The sequence below is a fragment of the Ruegeria sp. CDSC042 genome (assembly GCF_059610745.1).
In genome coordinates this window covers 564,015-580,715 of record NZ_JBXWOF010000001.1, presented here as the reverse complement: position 1 = coordinate 580,715, position 16,701 = coordinate 564,015, and the positions used below count along the sequence as shown (strand labels likewise).

The following is a 16,701-nucleotide window of genomic DNA, read 5'->3' as shown; positions in this document are numbered from 1 at the left end:
ATCTCTAGCAACGGCCCAAATCGACGGTTTTTGAACCAGCCCATTATCCAAAGGCGCCATTGGCGCAGCCGCAGCGAAAGACGGGAAAGTCCGCCAAGCCGACATCAGGCACTCCTTTTTGTGAACTACAGGCTGTACTGCAACTATCGACTGAAAGTCCAAGCCGCGATAAGTAGCAAAAACAAAACCACAAACAGGGTAAACTTAACAACCAAGGGTCGGTCTTCATCGGGGATGTAAACTCCCCCTCCGCACATTGGGCAGCGTTTAGTATTGATAGCCCTAGCGTTGGGATGTGCTGTCCAACCACAATCCACGCACTTTCCCCTGTAGCGACCCATTTGCTCGCCCTCCTTATTGTGGACTATCAAAAAATTGCTGCGAAACTCAAACCATACGGGCGGATCTTTTCAACGCAGTTCATCTCGTAGTACAAATACCCCCACACAACACCTACTATTAGGCCAGTACAAACAGCTGCGAATGCGAGACGCCTTTTTCCGTATTTCGCCAAGGCTAGAGACCCGAGTAAGCCAGCGAATGCTATCGTCCAGCCTTGCCAATCAAAGAACGTGGATTGAAAGCACTCTTCATACGTCATTCGGCCTTGGCTCCTATTTGTTGACATTGCTCCAAAGCCTATCGAAACGCATCTCCGCTTCTTCGTCACTAATGGCCCAAATCCATCGAGACAAAAGGATAGCTGCCAAGAACGCTCCAATAGCAGAAAAAACAGCTGCACTCAGGGCATCACCCGTGTTTACCGACCAACCTGCGTATCCCAAGTTGGCCGCAACCACTAACCACAGCCTGAAACCCTTCCAGTTACCCATGCCTTCTCCTTATCGTGATCTACAATACCCTGCCCGCTTGAGCCGTGACCTGGCCGCGCGCGTCTCTAAGTGCCTGTACCGCCCACCCGAATATCGGGCGCAGTCCAGAGCATGACCGGCGGCAATGACTGCCGCGCCTATGTCCTGTCCGTCAGCATAGCAGACACCCACCCAGCGGTCGTGAGTACGTTCGCCGTTCAGGTCGCAGGCGATGGACTTGCCGCGCAGATAGTTCACCATCCACCGTTTCGCGTTCTGACCAGATCGAGTGCCGAGTTCAGGTGCATCGACGCCGTTCAGCCGGACAGGTGTTCCGTCAACAACGATGGTGTCAGCGTCCCGAACATAGGTGCCGCCCGCTTGGGCAGCGGTGGCGAGAACAAGGGCGGCGATGGCTAGTAGGTGCTTCATGGCGCCTCCCTATTGTGAACTACCGGTTATCGATTCCCAGCGCACTTCAATGGTGGCAATGCCGTTTTCGTAGGACAACTCTTTGGGCGCTTCCATCGTACCTGAAACATCCACCGCTGGCTCTTTGAGTTCTAGCACGATCCGATTTACCCAAGTCCTCGTTGCATTGGCAAATTGACGCTTCAAGGTCGCTGCCTGCTGGGCGTCCAACTCAACAATCGCAACCTCATCGATCTGTAATTTTGGCATCTGCCATGCTCCATACTGTGTACTTCAGTTTTGCGCTCCACTGCGGGCTTCAAGCGCAACCCAAACGTCACCAGAATCGACTTCTGCTTCGTTTGCGGTGAATTCCACAAGCATCAGCAAGCTCTTGTCAGGCATCCTGTCCTCAACATCGTCATAGATTTCCAAGATACGCTTCTGTTCTTCGGTCATTCTCCGCTCCTTATTGTGAAACTCTAATCGACGTCCGATACGCAAACGGCAACCAAAGTCGTTAGGCAGTTTTCAACTGCCGCAGCGTTTTCTTCAGTTACTTCTACCTCTGTACCTTCTTCCAAAGAGGTGATGACCTCCATCGCTGTATCGAAATCATCTAAAGAAAATCCATTCTTCGGCTCAATGGGGTTTATGCCATGGCGCTGCATTAGTTCACGCGCTCGTTTCAATATTTCGTCCGAGCGGCTAAGAACTAAGTTTTTTGCGCCTTCGCTCAGTGAAAATCCAGAATTGCTCAATGCTCTCTCCCTATTGTGAACTATCTGAATCGAGCCACTCCAGGATCGATTCAGCAAGTGAGCCCATGAACGGATCACTGAACAGCGGCTCGGAGGCACCATCCGGCGTGAACTCGTAAAAGGCGTCGGTCTCATCGGTATCCCATGTTCCGATGAATTCACCATCCTTCGTCAAAACGTCATTGTTCCGCAAGAAATTGATCGGAAATTTGAGTTCGTCGGTCATCGAAATTCCTATTGTAAACCCAGTGTCCAAACTCTAGGGTTCTGTCTCGCCTCATCCTTGAGGTGAACAACATAGATTGCACAACCAAGGATCGCGCAGAAAATCAGCAAGTTCACGGCCAAGACCCTGAATATACCACGGCGGTAGTTCCGCCCTTTCCACGTACCCCTGAACTCATCCGGCTTGCGGGCCCTCGGGTTGGTATGTTCGAAACTCTTGGCCACAAGCACTCCTTATCGTGGACTTACTTTCCCGCCTTGAACAAACGTTGCAGTTTGACCTGGCGCTGAGTTGTTAAGTGGCTTCTTTTTCTTTGGCTTCTTACCCTTCCGAACAAGCTTGAGGTCCCCTGGAGAAAGCCATTTTTCTTCTAGTTTTTTGACTGCCGCGACTCGTTCAGCCTTGCTGGTATTCTTGCCCATGCGCCGCTCCTATTTGTTAATACTCAAATCTCGCAAGGTACAGAAACTGATCTTTGAAAACGATCAATATGATCAGGCACAGAACAGCTAATCCAAGAGACCGGAACAACTTGTTTACTTCCCGTCTTTCGTCGGGCTTTGCGTAGTCGTACCCCGTTAAGTACTGGATAAAGGTCCTCAAGCCGGGCTCCTATTTGTCGTCTACGAAAAAGTTTCCGGCTTCAATTAAGGGGCACTTATCCAAGTCACCCTCGCATTTCAATGCACTGCCGCCGCCCGCCGACAAGGCGATATCGCGGTCCACCGGCGAATTCGGGTGGCTGCACCACGGCGCCCTAATGTGTTGCGGCGCGCGTCGTTGACGGTTAGCACTAATTGGCTTACGCTGAATGGTCTTTCTAAAGACCTCAAAATACTGGCAATCGTCCACTTCGGTTCTCCAATTCGTCGTCTACACAATCTTCAAATCTTTTCTGGCGATAGTCTTCAAATCATCCAGGCATTTTCTGTAAGCGTCATGTGATTCCGCGAGGCGTACGTTCCAACTAAATGTCTCACCGGGAATGTTGCCCGCCTCCTCAAGATCCCTGTCAAGCTGGTGTAACCTGTCCAAGAAATCACTTGAAAGCTTGAGAGAGCCAATGGTTTTCGCCTCTACAATTTTCTCATGGGCTCGCTTACTCATCTGCTCCAATTCGCGCTGCAAGTCCTCTGAGATGGTGTGTCCAACAGTTTCAGCGTGAAGCGTTTCATCGACTTTTCGAAATGCATGATAGGTGGCAGTGATGACATCCTCATAGACGTCTGCGCGGCGTTCCCACCATTTTTCGGTAACGAATTTCCTCAGAGCAACCCGAATTGATATCCACACACCCACAAAAATTGACAGCAATGACTTGACCAAATCAGCCCAAAAACCTTCTAAGCTGTTAACCCACGCAATGCCTTCTGCAATCCAACACAAACGAAATTACTCCTGCTCGCCAATCGAATACTCCAAGCCCTTAGCCCCCGCCCTTAGCCACCGACGAACGCTTTCGGTGTTCTTCACCGGCTTGGCGTCAGGATCGGCGGCGTTGGCCTCGGCCATCAGTGCACCGGCTGTCATACCCTTGATCATAACGCAACCAGCGGTTCGACCAACAATGTAGAATGCGCCTGCGTTGTAGAGTCCTTGAATGCACCCCAGCAAGCGGTTTATTGCCGACAACTTTTGAAGGATCACCCTGACACTTGTGGGTGGTAAAAAGTTGACAAAGCATTGATTTTCAAACTAACTTTTCAGAAATTGCGAGTTCAGAACAATCTTATTAAAAAGTTAAAAATGACACCTTTTCATGGCTTTGTACATTCTATCTCATGTAACTTTCCCAGGCTTTCTACGTGGTTTGCAGCTCTTATACTGAGCTTATTCTGGGTAGGAATTTGGTTTTTTACTTTCTTTATGGTGACATGGGTGATGGATGTTGAGACAACTCCCCTGTTGTTCATTGTCACTTTTTGGATAGGTGTAGCCGCGGAGTCTTTGATCCGGTGGATGGAAAACACTCAGACAATAGCTATTATGTCCAAGCCATTGAATCCAAATGCAAAAGGCGACAACCAGGATTTCAGGTTCGGCCGAGCATGGCGTATCGTGTTCGCGCAAGTGCTTGTTATCGGGGCATATATTTTTCTAATCTCACGCGCCCCTGACTTGTTTGCGCTTAACGAAAGCCTAAAGTTCTCTGGTCAAAATGGTGAAGTCGGTAGTAAAATAATCATGTCGATGGTTAAGAACTGGTTTGAGATCGCAAATGACCCACACTTTACCATACCATTGATGGTTGGAGCTTTCTTTCGAGCTCTTATCTACAAGAGAGACCCGAGCCGTTCTTTACAGTAGCAGAAAAGAGGAAATGTCGATGGAGATCATTGGAGTTCTACTCTCCAAGGCGGGCCTGGTATTCGTAATGATGTCACTGCTCGTACCGTTGGTACTTGCCTTGATGTACGTTTACGCCCACCTATGGCCCCGCGTTTCGCAGTTGCTGCATTCTCACGAGCCTTAAGACGTTAACTAGTTCGCAACAAAGAAGGGCCCCATCGCATAGCGGGGCCCCTTTTTTACTCCCCAAACAGCGACAGCCCAGAAACAAAAAAGCCCGACCACAGGGGCCGGGCTGAGTAAGCCTTAGGGCGAGGGAGCCCAGACAAGTTGATCGAACTCCTTTTCAGTTAAGATACGCGCCGCACCCCGGCGCAGGGATTGCAATGGGTCACCGACGGTTCGTCAGTCGATTTACGCCCGACCTAAGAGCGCAGATATCGGATGGTGTTATCCAAGAAATAGAAGGTGATGATCGTCCACGCGATCCCTTCCAGATAAGGGCTGAGCGGGTCGGTTGCTTCCCACCCCAAGACCTTATCCCAGACAATCAGCTTGGCGTTGTAGATGATGAATGGAAGCGCAAAGGCTGCCCGAACCACCTTTGGCCAGAACGACCCCGCCCCTCGTGTCTGAGCCTCAACGCGGGCGGTCAGGGTTGCAATCTTCTCGTCCAACGCAATCCGCTGCTCATCGTTTTTCGCCGCCAGTCGATCCGCATAGGCGCCGCGGAGCTGAGAGGCCAGACCGTTCGCGCCACCACCTATGAACCAAGAAGCGATTGCGGCAAACATCAGAAGCGCTGCCCCACAGGCGTTGTGGTGATCTTGCGCAGCCACATGTTCACGATGACCATGCCGAGAGAATAGAACGGAAGATATTCGGCTGGGATCACCGCGTGAAACTCGGGCGTCTGCAAAATCTGCCAAAACAGGTCCCAGACAATCGGGCCAGCCAAAGCAATATTAGCGAGTATGGTGCGCCACCCCTTGAGAATATTCATAGGTTCACTCCCCCACAAAACAGATCGTTTATGAAACTGATGGAACAGGCCTTGGACGAGACTGCCGACTGAATCTGTTCCCACCACTTGATTGCTGCAACGACGGCCAGACCGACCCCTGCTGCCGCGCCATCCCTGACTTGGTCCTTGCGTTTGACCGCCTTTGTGTCGGTGACCTGTTCGGGCTCCGTGCGATCGATGTCGAAAGGCGTGTCCGGGATTGCCTTCCATTTGCGAAACGCTGCGGCCAACTTGGTGTGATATCCATGCTTGGCGTAGCCTGAGCCGTTGTATCCTCTGGCGAACCCCGGCCAATCGTGGTTCCGAAGTTCATCATCCAGCCCCGCTGAAACGATGAATTTCACCATGGCGCGCAGGTGAGTTTCTTCATCATCGACAAAGGCCTCAACCATGGCCCGGGCGCTTGGATATCCGGCCAGTCGGTGGTTGAAACCCATGATTTGGCCCAGACCCCATGAAACGCTGCGCAGTGCCGCGTCTTTATTGATACTCATCATCTCCGCGAGAAGCTGATAGCGCGCCTCGGTCGATTTCGGGTAAGGCTTGGTTCCCCACCTGCGATAGGCCAAACCACGGCGCACTGCCGCGTCGCGCTCTGCACCCGGCCCAAGTTCGCGATAGAAGATGTGGCGCTCTGGAAGCATCTTTAGACGCCCGTCCTTAAAGAAGCCACCACCTCGGGTTTCCACATCCAGAACCGCGTGAATCTCGTCTTCACCAACGCCGATTACGGCACCGATGCGAGACAGATCAATATCATCCAGCCGCTTAGCTTCACCTTTGAAATTCATCAGCTTCACCCTTGATTAAACCTTTCAATCGCTTGGTGTTGTGACCTTGAGCGGGAACCAGGGCGTCCAGCGTGGCACGGGCTCACCGATCCCCGGACAGCCCGGATAGATCACTTTGGCCCGCCAGCTATGGTCGCCATCGGGCAGATAACTTGGGATGCGCAGGTAGACCGTGAAATTGGTTGGGGATCTGGTCAGTTCCACAGGCGTCATTTGGTTGAGGTCAAAGGAAGCCTGTATGTTCTGGCCCGCTGAAGTGCGCACAAAAGGGACCATCGAAGCCGACGCACCGCAGTTCTCGCCATATCGTGTTTTGGCACCGCTCAGGACATACAGACAGCCGGACGAGCTGCAGGCCCCCACTTGTCGGGCAATGCGCTCATTCCACTCGACCACATCTGGCGGCGGCATGTTCTGCTCAACATATTCCAGCCGATCCACAATTTCCGTGATGCCAACGAAGTTCTGCACCCCGGTTTTAATGCCCGGCCCGAGAAACTGAGCCCAGAGAGATATGAAGAGACCGCCAATCAGGAGAGTGGCTTGCAGCACCTTCCGGGCATACTCCATCCACTCACCAAAGCGCTGCGCCTGGCTCTTTAATTGTTGCTTTGTCATCGTATTCCCGATCAAGAACAGGCCGCTGTTTGGCCTCAACTCACCAGCTTATGGTCGTTGCTTTCAGCGCATTTGCGCCCTGCACCTTGAAAGCGGGGGCAAATGCAGGGCGCAGAGACGCCGTTATTTTCCTATGACCTGGAACCGATCGTTCCCGGCGTCGTACCAGAGCTTGACGGCTTCACCCGACGCAAGATCAGACGCCGCCAGGGCGGTGCCTGCTGCCTTCACCACGGACTTTGCTCCGAGACTGTCGATATTGAGGGTCACAGCGCCTGTATTGGCCCCGGCAGTAACAAACAGCACCTCAACCAATTCGGTATAAGCCGTCAGAGCGGGGGTTAGCGCGGCGGTAATGGTGTCCGCACCGGAAACCGAACCAAGGACAGCAGGCGACCGCGAAAGGATCGGGATTTCGTGATCATCGGTGCCGTCATACATGTACCAACGGTTGGTATCAGTGTCGCGCCAGACAGTACCGGCAACAGCATAAGTGGGACGTGCAGCCCCTGAGTGGCTGTCCAGCAGCGCATCAAGGCTGGCGTCATCCCGATCAGCATAAGCCTCTGGATCTACCGGGGCATCCGCAATGCGCGGCACACCCCACGTGGTGGGTTGAGACATCTTATTCTCCTTTCAGTGGAAGTTGGCCGCTTAGCTGGCCCAGAAACTGTGAAGGTCGGCAATTTCCGTTGGAGTCAGTGCACGATCAATCGCCAGAACGTGCTTGATATCGCCCTGCCAGAACAAATCTCTGAAGGTTCCCGAGATCAAACGACAACCGACTGCAACTGGCGTGGTCGAAACCGGTGTCCCGCCATAGGTCGATGTGGCGACAGAGGCCCCGTTTACGAAAAGCTCGCAATCCCCATTGTCATAGACAGCGGCGACATTGACAAAATCTGTGGCCGACCTGCGATCTACTGAATCCTGGAAGCTGTTACTGCCCAGAGTGCCAATCCCCATCGACAGCTTGCCGTTGGTAAAACTCATCCAGTTTCGCGCCGTTGCGCTGCCCGACAGCGTTGCACCAACTATTGTATTTGTTCCGGAAGAGCTGAGAGAGGCGCGTACGCGGGCAGCATAGGTTCCCGCGCCTGCTGGCATCAAAACACCACCGCCCGTGGCGTCATAGGCATCATTCACGCCGTCAACAATCAACTTGTCCGGCGATCCCCAAGTTCCTGCCTGGTTACCATCGAACGTATATCCGTTGTCCGTTTTGTCGTCTGCCGACGCAATGGTCTGGCCGTCCGACACGACAGGCGTTGTCTTGCCGGTATCCTGCCACAACGTTGCCGTGTCGCTGAAATCCAGCAGGAATCCATCTTCGCCACCAGCAAAAATATCAAGCGGTGGGTAAGCTGGCTGAACGACTGTTGCCCCAGCCTTTACACTGATCACTTCCGACAAAGCTTCGCGCCCGCCAGAGACGACACTGACGGCATAGTGGTACTCGACATCTTCCGTTGTGGTTTCGTCTTCGTAGCGCCCCGCATCCGCCGCAACTGTCGCAAGAACGGATGGCAAGTTCGAAGCCGAAAACGGAGCCGTGTCGCGATAGATTTTCTGGCTATCACCGATGACACGAGGCGACCATTTCAACCGAACCCCCATTAGAAGCCCTCCCCCGTCAAATTGCCAGGCGCGGCCAGATACCGGGCACGGACACTTGGTGTCTGCCAGTTTTCATAGCCATCCCTTGTGGCCTTGACCCCAAGTTCCACCCGGGCAGCACGACCACCCACGACCCCAAAGAAATCCGGCCGTGCAAAGAAATTATCAAAGCTGAAAAAGTCCGGTGCTGTTTCGTCATATGCCCAGGTGTCGACGGCCCCCACGTTTTCCGTGTGCACAAGAACCCCTGGCCCGTCCTGCAAGAAGAAGTCTTTTTCGGCAAAGAAGTCGGGCGCTGCAAAGAAATCGTCTTTCGGCAGAACCGCCCGCACCTCAACATCATAGGTCACACCAGCTTCAGGACCGATTGAACCGTGCGTGTGATCCTCAATGTTTCCGGTGGTTTGCTGCCGCCGGTCCCGATGTGCCCAGGTGATGGTTGAAATCGCCGGGATGATCGCCGATGGCGCGTAACTCCCCTCAACCTTCAACTGGCCGATGGGATAAGGTCGCACCGCGCGACTGGCAAAGGTAATCTCATCAGTTGGCGCAGAACTCAGATTCAAGACATCACTCGAAATCTTGCCAAGCAACCGGATGTCAATTTCTTCGGCAACAAGGTACTGGATTTCGTCCGACCCGGCGTTGGAATGCCAGAAGATCATCTGCGTGCCCGCCGGGTGCTCTGCTGGCACAGTGTCCAGACATGCCCGCCCAACAGTGACGGTCACGACATCATCGACACGCGTCATGTCGTCAATCCGGATGTATTCCCTGCCGATATAAGCCAGAGATCCCGGGGCAACGTCTTCAAGCCCATCGGACCATTCAATATCCAGAACAATATCATCGGCATCACGCTTTAGAGGCGTCAGGGTCTTGCAAACGGGTGAATAGAAGGCGTTGCCCCCCTGAACCCATCCCGCCCCGCTGTCGACAGCTATATCGATATCCGTGTGATCGTCGGTCGGTTGGTTTCCGGTGGCATGGAACAGGCCAAGATCTGGTTCACGCGTCAGCTCATCGTCTACCGCGCCCTGCCCCTGATCTTGAACCAGGACATAGTACGGGATTTCCTCAACAAGCCGCGTTTCTGATGCTTCAGCATATTCGGCATCAGGCGTATCCGGCAGGTCAGGAACCGGAACATCTGTGAGCTGGTCGAACCTGTCTTGCTCCACGCGAAGCACGACGGAATAGTCATCCAGTTGGTCCCCTTCGATCTCCTTAATCCGAAACACGACATTGTCGATGCCGAGTTGCGGCTCATTGACAACAATCGGAGATCCACGATGCAGGCTGGGATCAAGATAGGCCACTCTGAACGCACCACGGATGCCCGGAACGGTCCTTGCGTTCAGTTCCCGCTCACAAATCTGGGTTGCCAGCGGTGGATAGCTGAAGCCTTTCATTTCAACTGTCACCGGAACCACTTTGCCGGTCATCTGGATGCCCGCAATGTTGTGCTTTGTTATTGAGTCCAATTCGCCATTGCTGCGCCGCGTGTATTGCAACGTCACCTGGTTGGGCAATTCCCTCTGCCACGGCTTGACTGGACCATCCAACCAATCCCCTTTGGCGATGATCGACTTATCAAAGACCGGCAATTCCGACTTCACATAGTTAGCGCGAATTGGGTAAAGTTCCCACTTTCCGGTTTGACGGCTGCGATAGAGGATCGTGTTTGTGTGCTCTTCCAGTTGGCGCCTGTAATCAGCCCGAGTACCACCACTCCAGTTGAAGTTTACGCCCATCCCTTCGGAGACGAACATGTCTGCCGCTGTTTTGAAGCTGTCCCCGATGGATTCTGGATCGTCGTTCCCGCCAATCTTTGGGTCAACCACAAGCGCGCGGAATGCATGCGCGGGATTGATATCGGCCCAATATGCAAACGCGTTGGCCATGGCTGCGCTCAGGTCGTTGGGGTTTGATCCTGAAACGATGGGTATTCCGTCAATCGACGTGTTGTCGAGCAGATCCGTGTAGGTCGTATCATCAAGGTCAATGTTGAAACAGTAGACAGACACGTTCGAAATAGCCGCCAGGGTCGCCGCAGCATCAGTCGCCGATGAAATAGGCGCAGGCTCACCATCCGTGACAAAGATCAAAACCCGGTCTTTACCCACCGTGGCGGAACCCACTCCAAGCTGCGTAACCAAGCCGCTAAAGGAGTTTGGAACATACTGATCTGAACCATCCGCAACATTAAAGAACGAGGCTGCTTGCGAAACCGCAGCGTCAAAATCCGTGCCGTTGCCGCTTGGCTCATCTGACAGAGCAGCAACCCAATCCTTCAGATCGTTATAGTCGGCATTCCCTGCATCAAGTCGCTGGATGGAACTCATCACCGAACCTGACCAAAGAACAATACGGACATCGTTCCGATACCCTTTGAGCGACTCCAGAAAGTTCTGGACGGCGGCTTTTTGCGTCTGCATCCGCGTGCCGTTCATCGAAAACGACCCATCCATGGCAATATAGATCGCGGTATTACGGATGCGCCCTTCGGCGTTCAGGCGCGCTTTTTCCGGATACCAGTTGTCGTATTTCGAGTTGATCGCGACCGACTTGTGGCGCAATGGCTTCAGAATGGGCCTGTTTCCGATATACACCCGCCGCCAGACATAAGACACAACGCCCCGAAATGCGGGGATCGAGTCCGTCTTCCAGACCCGCTGGAGGTAACCGTTTTCCATTTGCGTGTCACCGCCCAGAAGAACGTCGATGTTACCGGAAAAGCCGCCTTCCTTATCGTCTCCGCCAAAGATGTAGGGACGATTTATCCTTAGACGCCCCTGCCCCTGCACACCTTGCCAGACCATCTTGTCATCCATACGGATTGCAAGCAGTGCATCGCAATCAGTCGGGCCGATGAAGTGAAACCCACGGTAGTGCTTAAAGCCAATCGTCTGTTCGGAATCTTTACCGCCCACGTTCAGCCCCCCGTTTCTTTGCTGCCCGCTCCAACTCATCTATTTGGTCGAGTTGGTCGCCCGCCTTGCGTAGATCTTCCGCCGTCGCCCCATGCAGTACGAATTCACGCCAGGTGATCCCCAGCTTGTCAGCATGGCGCTCAAAAAACATCACACGCGCATCCTTGCAGATACCCACGGTTCGGAAATCACAGAACCTGATCAGAGTCATTTCTTGCCTGTTTTGGATTTGATTTCCGAACGACGACCATGACCATCCCAATGGGGCTGCACAGAGTGCCATGCCGTGCCCACTATGTAAGGAATATCCGCGCCCTCTTCCTTTCTGACGCTGTTTTTATCGAAGTCCTGCGGCTTTGGACCTTCAGGCTGGGACACGAAGTAAGACGCAATTACCGAAAAGATCAGGCCAATAGCCAAGTTAATCAGTATCGGCATCAGTCTATTCTCCGGCCATCAAATGGGTTTTCGTTGAGGCGTTCAAAGCCCCCGTAATTCAACAGATTACTGAACTTGCCCGCGCAATCTGACGGGGAAAGATCGCAGCCGGGTGCTATAAAAACAGCTTCGGACCCACTGCTAACGATCTGTGCCTCCAATCCCGGCAACAGCCCGGAAATCAGAAGCTGGTCACCTGTGTGGGATCGGATCATTGCCATGGCAGAACCATATTGAACGATCCCACCAGAATAGTGGCCATCCACTTCTGCCGCTGCCTCGGTTACAGTCAGCACATTGTCGGCGAATGCGGTTGCGGTACCAGCAACCTGCCACTCAGCCAGGTTCAAACCGCACCCCTTGTGATAGTGCGCCCATCGGCACGGTCTTTGCGCCACCTGATTTTGCGCCTTGGCGTTGAAAGCCGTGAACTCATTCTCACAGATCAACTCATATCTGATCCACTTGCGTTCGACACCGGAAACGCGTCCGACAAACACACGCACAAGTTCTTCATCCGGATCGTTGGCAAAGGCGCGATAGATGGTCACTTCGGTTTCCGAAAACCCCGCGTCGGCAGAAATGGCCTGAGCAATGTTGCTGTTTCTGCTCACTATCAATCGCGTTTCTGCACGCTCTGTCGCAGCCGTTTCCCGGATCAGCGTGTGCCGCGCAGGTGAACCTTTCCATGTCCGTGAAAAGAAGTCTTCTTCACCGAAGAAATCCGCACGATCAAAGAAATCCGGAACAGTGCTAAAGTCGCTTGCGCGCGAGACCAGGAATTCCTCTTTAGTGCCTAGCCTGATGCGATAGAAGAATATTGGCTGCTTGCCGCTGATCCATGCGAGAAGTTCGGGGAAACTCATGCGGGAACCTCTTTAAGCACTATCTGGCCAAAGGAACGGGTGCCCGTGTGCTCTATTGAAATGTCATCCTGATCAAAGCGAAACTTGCGCAGGAAAGATATCTCCGGGTCACTGAAGGCTTCGCCTGTGGCGGTAATCGTTAAATCATGATTGGTGCCGTTGACGGCCGCGCCCGTGATTGTTCGATAGATCGCTCCCCCTATGGATATCGACCGACCGACATAGTCAGCAATGTTCGGCAGCACAGGCTTTACCGAGATTACGCCATCTGCGGCGCCGACTGGGTTTGCGGCAATGATTTCCCGTGATCTGGTCGACATGTAAAAAGCCTGGTCGCGGCCCCGGACTGCATTCAGCCATTCGCGGCGACGCATTTTGGCTGCCAGCCCTTCATCTTGGAAATTCATCTCGTAAGTCTTTTCGGGAATATCCCGGATTGGCTCGAATTCGACCACACCGAAGCCGTTATCCAGAACATCTACCTCAAAGCGAACGCCGCCCTTTACCGACTGTATCGCCAGAGAAACATCGGTCACCACGTCCAGCCCGTTGAATTGACTGAATGGGCTGTTAGCTGTCTGGTCTCTATCCCGAACCTGCCACCGCACCGAATTTGCCACTGCGTCATGGAACAAGCGGTCAAACTCAAGCCCGGTCAAAGTAAATGCCGTTACAATGGGCGCAATCACCGGATTTGTGTAATTGGCGCCGACCTGGGTTGCCAAATCAATCGACCCCACATTGACAGTGTCGATTTCTACCACAGTGAAGGTTTCACGGTTCTGATAGATAACCGCTTTTCCACCGGCCCTATAGGAACCATTCGTGTCACAGATTACGTTCGTGTCTGTTGACGAAATGACCTCACCCAGACTTTCCTCGAACCAAAGCGGCACATACCACTCTAACGTCGGGTTTGCCTCGATCAGCGCCTCTGCAATAGTCAATTCATTGGCGTTCATCCGATAGCTCTTGTTCAGATATTGCCGCCCCTCGGAAAGTGAATTCCGGTATTCGCCTGTTTGCGATTGCTGGATGTTTGTCGCCCAAACCAGTTCTTCAGTGATCTGATGCTCAGGCATGAAAGGCCACAGGTCAGGCACGACGGAACCCCGCCTCTTCCATAGTCCGAATAATCATGGACTGCGCGCGATTGCGCCTGATCCATGTTTCAAACAACCCCTCGTCAAGAAACACACCCAATGCCGGCGGAGATTGCTGTTGACCGCCAGACTCCACGCCCAACTTGCCATCAGATCCGCGCTTGAGCGGCATGATTGCTTCTGGCCCAGCCTCACCCATCAGGCCGGTACGACCGTCACGCAAAGGAAAAAAGGTCGGGCTGCTGACTACTGTGCCGGTTGCGAAAGGCACAACATTACCTGAGTCAAAAACGTTGCCGTTGGCGGAAGAAACCAGCGAGCCGTTGTTAAAGACGTTGCCGTTGGCCGAGAACAAGAACCCGAGAAGGCTGGATATAAGTCCACCACTGCCAGCCGAACCCGAGTTCGACAGCTGCGCGAAAAGCTGATCAAGGCCTTCTGTGAGCCTCCGATCAGCTATAGTTGCAGCCAGATCGCCAAGAGCCCCGATGGCGGATTTCGAGCCATTCAGGATGCTCTTGAAGAACCCTGTAAACCCACTCTGTGCCTCGGACAGATCAATCGCACCAACCTTCTCGCGCAAAAGGTCTGTCGCCCTGGCAGCCTCTTCCGTGCTGATAACGCCAGCGTCCAATGCCTCTTTGATGGTCTCCAAACCGTTCTTCAGACGCAGGGACCGCTCATAGGCCGGGTCCATGCTGGCAACGAGGCTGTCAAAGGCACCGCGGAGCTTATCGACCTTCTTTGCGGCGCCATTGCTACCACCGGCTGCGGAGTTTCCAAGGCTTTCTAGGACTTTCTGTATGTCCGATGAGACGCTAGGAACTTCTACATCAACACTGCCGGTCGAACCGGATGCACCAGAGGGTACAAACTGACCGTTTCGCGGGTCCAGTAAATCTGCGTTTTGACCCTTGCGTCGCTGTACGGCCCTGTCGAACCCTTCGAAGAACTCGCCAACATAGTCCTCACCAAGTTGAGCAACAGCTGTGTCAATTACGCTTTTGGAGTCCTCCACGGCGCCTTGAAGCGGGTTTGGAATACCTCCGAGATCAGCGGGTGGAATGGGGGTCAGCGGGTTTTCAATTCCGAAGAAATCACCTGCCGAATTTATTCCTGTGACAATTTTATTGAGACCTTCGACAGCGGCATTGATCATACGTTCAACGCCCTCAATTACTGAATTAACAGCTTCAATGACCGCCGATCCCACGACCTTAGGCAACTGTGGGAATAGCTCGGTAAAGACTGTGTGCGCCGCCTTGGCCGAACCGATCAGCTTGTTGATGACAAAGCTGACGGACTCTTGAAGAACTTCCCAGGCTCCTGAGATCACACTGGTAGCCACATCCCACGCCTTAGAAATATCCTGTGTTGTGATGCCGGTTGCGCGAGATATTTTATCAAGTGCAACTTCTCCCACAGCTTGAAAATGTTCCCAACGCGACGATACGTAGACCACGGCACCCGCAAGCGCAGTAACCGCGCCGATGACCGGAAAGACAAAGGAAACTGCTGCCCCTATTCCGGCCAGCGCAATACCGAACTCTTCTGTTCGGGAGGTTGCGAACTCCATGGCCGGTACAATCACAGTCAAAAGCGCCTCTCCCACCTTGAGGCCAATATTGCTGAGAATAGCGAGCTGTTTGGAGAGACGGTTTTCTAGACTAGCACCAACCTTGTCAGCCGCCTGCTGAGCCGCACCGGAGGCGGTTGCCATCAGTGACATTGTAGCGGTGTACTTGTCACCTGCAGCACCAGCCAGTGCCATTACCGCCGGCATGGACTCGATCGATCCAAAGAGTGTGGTCAGGGCCTCCTGAGACCCGCCGGTTTTTTCCTCTATGTCTCCGATAAACTCGGCGAACCCTTTAGAGGCCAGCGCGCCGGTGGTGAATTCGATCCCCAGAGATTTGGCCAGTTTTTGAGCTTCTGTGCTTGGCTTCAAGGTCGCGGCGATGGCAGCCCTAAGACCAGTGACTGCCTCAGCCGTCGACTGCCCCTGTGTGGTGAGCGCAGCGACGCCAGCAACAGTTTCTTCGAAGGAGATTCCGACCGAAGACGTGATGGGAACAATTCTGCCAAGCGCCCCAGACAATTCATCAACGGTTGTCTTACCTGCTTTCACGCCGGTGAAGAGAATATCCGCGGCTTGAGCCGCCTTCAAACCTGATGCCTGATAGGCATTTGTAACCGTGGTCAAACCATCAACAGCTGTGCGAATATCGGTGACACCACCCACCGCCAACAGGTTGGCCGCATCCAGGAATTCAGTTGCCTCCTGAACGCTACCAGCGCCAGAACTTATCGCTTGATAAAAGGCATTTACCTGTTGAGTAGCCGACCCGCCGAACGTGGCTGAAAACCTTTTTGCAGCTTTGTCGATCGCATCCAGTTCTTCAGCAGTACCAGTAATCAGCGTCGATACTTCGGACAAAGCCTTGCTGTGCTCACGATATGCCCCAACGCTTCTGGCGCCGAAAGCACTTGCTGTCGCCAGAACTGCAGCCGTAGCCACAGCCGCCGCCCGCGACACCGCAGTGTATCCTTTTACACTCCGACCCAGAGATTGCGTTACCTGATCCTGAGCGCTCACAAGACGACCATTGGCAGTACGCACCCTACCAGACGCATCGACATAGCTGCCAAGCGCCTTCTCGGTTCCGCCTGCCGAACGCTTCATGCGATCAAGTGATGTAGTCGCCTGGTCAACATCCCGCTGACCAACAGGCTTCATGTTCAGTTCAAGTAAGGCCATCTAGCCTCCTGTTGACTCACGAAGAGAACATCCGTCTTTATCGGCTCATTGCTT

At 53.5% G+C, this 16,701-nt stretch carries 22 protein-coding genes; 1 reads left to right on the top strand and 21 read right to left on the bottom strand.

Features of this window, described 5'->3' with window-relative positions; translation table 11 throughout:
• Positions 1–614 precede the first annotated feature (614 nt).
• The 9 genes from AC2FHX_RS03000 to AC2FHX_RS02960 form a co-directional block, all read right to left on the bottom strand.
• Positions 615–833, bottom strand: coding sequence for a hypothetical protein (locus AC2FHX_RS03000; RefSeq protein WP_496700319.1), 219 nt, complete (start codon positions 831–833; stop codon positions 615–617).
• A 9-nt stretch (positions 834–842) separates the two neighbouring features.
• Positions 843–1,244, bottom strand: a complete 402-nt coding sequence (locus AC2FHX_RS02995) for a thermonuclease family protein (protein WP_496700320.1) — start codon at positions 1,242–1,244, stop codon at positions 843–845.
• 9 nt (positions 1,245–1,253) lie between these two features.
• Positions 1,254–1,493 carry a hypothetical protein gene (locus AC2FHX_RS02990; protein ID WP_496700321.1) on the bottom strand — a complete coding sequence of 80 codons (240 nt, stop codon included), beginning with the start codon at positions 1,491–1,493 and terminating at the stop codon, positions 1,254–1,256.
• A gap of 24 nt (positions 1,494–1,517) precedes the next feature.
• On the bottom strand, positions 1,518–1,682 hold the full coding sequence (locus AC2FHX_RS02985) for a hypothetical protein (RefSeq protein ID WP_496700322.1): 165 nt from the start codon (positions 1,680–1,682) through the stop codon (positions 1,518–1,520).
• 23 nt (positions 1,683–1,705) lie between these two features.
• Positions 1,706–1,984 (bottom strand): hypothetical protein, encoded by a 279-nt coding sequence (locus AC2FHX_RS02980; protein ID WP_496700323.1) that lies wholly within the window; start codon positions 1,982–1,984, stop codon positions 1,706–1,708.
• Positions 1,985–1,994: 10 nt separating this feature from the next.
• Positions 1,995–2,210 (bottom strand): hypothetical protein, encoded by a 216-nt coding sequence (locus AC2FHX_RS02975; protein ID WP_496700324.1) that lies wholly within the window; start codon positions 2,208–2,210, stop codon positions 1,995–1,997.
• A 233-nt stretch (positions 2,211–2,443) separates the two neighbouring features.
• Complete coding sequence (locus AC2FHX_RS02970) at positions 2,444–2,632, bottom strand: hypothetical protein (RefSeq protein ID WP_496700325.1); 189 nt, start codon at positions 2,630–2,632, stop codon at positions 2,444–2,446.
• Positions 2,633–3,083: 451 nt separating this feature from the next.
• Positions 3,084–3,596, bottom strand: coding sequence for a hypothetical protein (locus AC2FHX_RS02965; RefSeq protein WP_496700326.1), 513 nt, complete (start codon positions 3,594–3,596; stop codon positions 3,084–3,086).
• Positions 3,597–3,602: 6 nt separating this feature from the next.
• Complete coding sequence (locus AC2FHX_RS02960) at positions 3,603–3,740, bottom strand: hypothetical protein (RefSeq protein WP_496700327.1); 138 nt, start codon at positions 3,738–3,740, stop codon at positions 3,603–3,605.
• Positions 3,741–3,956: 216 nt separating this feature from the next.
• Here AC2FHX_RS02960 and AC2FHX_RS02955 point away from each other — a divergent pair, with 216 nt between their 5' ends.
• Positions 3,957–4,517 carry a hypothetical protein gene (locus AC2FHX_RS02955; RefSeq protein ID WP_496700328.1) on the top strand — a complete coding sequence of 187 codons (561 nt, stop codon included), beginning with the start codon at positions 3,957–3,959 and terminating at the stop codon, positions 4,515–4,517.
• A 407-nt stretch (positions 4,518–4,924) separates the two neighbouring features.
• Here the strand turns inward: AC2FHX_RS02955 and AC2FHX_RS02950 are convergent, their stop codons facing one another.
• From AC2FHX_RS02950 to AC2FHX_RS02895, 12 genes are all read right to left on the bottom strand, one after another.
• Complete coding sequence (locus AC2FHX_RS02950) at positions 4,925–5,293, bottom strand: hypothetical protein (RefSeq protein WP_496700329.1); 369 nt, start codon at positions 5,291–5,293, stop codon at positions 4,925–4,927.
• The gene (locus AC2FHX_RS02945) at positions 5,293–5,502 is read right to left on the bottom strand and encodes a hypothetical protein (protein ID WP_496700330.1); all 210 of its coding nucleotides are present in this window, start codon (positions 5,500–5,502) and stop codon (positions 5,293–5,295) included. Before AC2FHX_RS02945 ends, AC2FHX_RS02950 begins: the two co-directional genes overlap by 1 nt.
• The gene (locus AC2FHX_RS02940) at positions 5,499–6,314 is read right to left on the bottom strand and encodes an N-acetylmuramidase family protein (RefSeq protein WP_496700331.1); all 816 of its coding nucleotides are present in this window, start codon (positions 6,312–6,314) and stop codon (positions 5,499–5,501) included. Before AC2FHX_RS02940 ends, AC2FHX_RS02945 begins: the two co-directional genes overlap by 4 nt.
• Before the next feature lie 24 nt (positions 6,315–6,338).
• Entirely contained in the window at positions 6,339–6,932 is a 594-nt protein-coding gene (locus tag AC2FHX_RS02935) for a hypothetical protein (RefSeq protein WP_496700332.1), read from the bottom strand.
• A 123-nt stretch (positions 6,933–7,055) separates the two neighbouring features.
• A complete protein-coding gene (locus AC2FHX_RS02930; RefSeq protein ID WP_496700333.1) occupies positions 7,056–7,556 on the bottom strand; it encodes a hypothetical protein in 501 nt (166 codons plus the stop codon).
• Between the two features lie 30 nt (positions 7,557–7,586).
• Complete coding sequence (locus tag AC2FHX_RS02925; protein ID WP_496700334.1) at positions 7,587–8,549, bottom strand: LamG-like jellyroll fold domain-containing protein; 963 nt, start codon at positions 8,547–8,549, stop codon at positions 7,587–7,589.
• Positions 8,549–11,482 (bottom strand): vWA domain-containing protein, encoded by a 2,934-nt coding sequence (locus AC2FHX_RS02920; RefSeq protein WP_496700335.1) that lies wholly within the window; start codon positions 11,480–11,482, stop codon positions 8,549–8,551. Before AC2FHX_RS02920 ends, AC2FHX_RS02925 begins: the two co-directional genes overlap by 1 nt.
• Complete coding sequence (locus tag AC2FHX_RS02915; RefSeq protein ID WP_496730429.1) at positions 11,472–11,633, bottom strand: hypothetical protein; 162 nt, start codon at positions 11,631–11,633, stop codon at positions 11,472–11,474. The genes AC2FHX_RS02920 and AC2FHX_RS02915 overlap by 11 nt, the downstream gene beginning before the upstream one ends.
• Before the next feature lie 56 nt (positions 11,634–11,689).
• The gene (locus tag AC2FHX_RS02910; RefSeq protein ID WP_496700337.1) at positions 11,690–11,920 is read right to left on the bottom strand and encodes a hypothetical protein; all 231 of its coding nucleotides are present in this window, start codon (positions 11,918–11,920) and stop codon (positions 11,690–11,692) included.
• On the bottom strand, positions 11,920–12,786 hold the full coding sequence (locus AC2FHX_RS02905) for a phage BR0599 family protein (RefSeq protein ID WP_496700338.1): 867 nt from the start codon (positions 12,784–12,786) through the stop codon (positions 11,920–11,922). Before AC2FHX_RS02905 ends, AC2FHX_RS02910 begins: the two co-directional genes overlap by 1 nt.
• On the bottom strand, positions 12,783–13,889 hold the full coding sequence (locus AC2FHX_RS02900; RefSeq protein WP_496700339.1) for an RNA-binding protein: 1,107 nt from the start codon (positions 13,887–13,889) through the stop codon (positions 12,783–12,785). Before AC2FHX_RS02900 ends, AC2FHX_RS02905 begins: the two co-directional genes overlap by 4 nt.
• The gene (locus AC2FHX_RS02895) at positions 13,882–16,647 is read right to left on the bottom strand and encodes a phage tail tape measure protein (protein ID WP_496700340.1); all 2,766 of its coding nucleotides are present in this window, start codon (positions 16,645–16,647) and stop codon (positions 13,882–13,884) included. Before AC2FHX_RS02895 ends, AC2FHX_RS02900 begins: the two co-directional genes overlap by 8 nt.
• Positions 16,648–16,701: the final 54 nt, after the last annotated feature.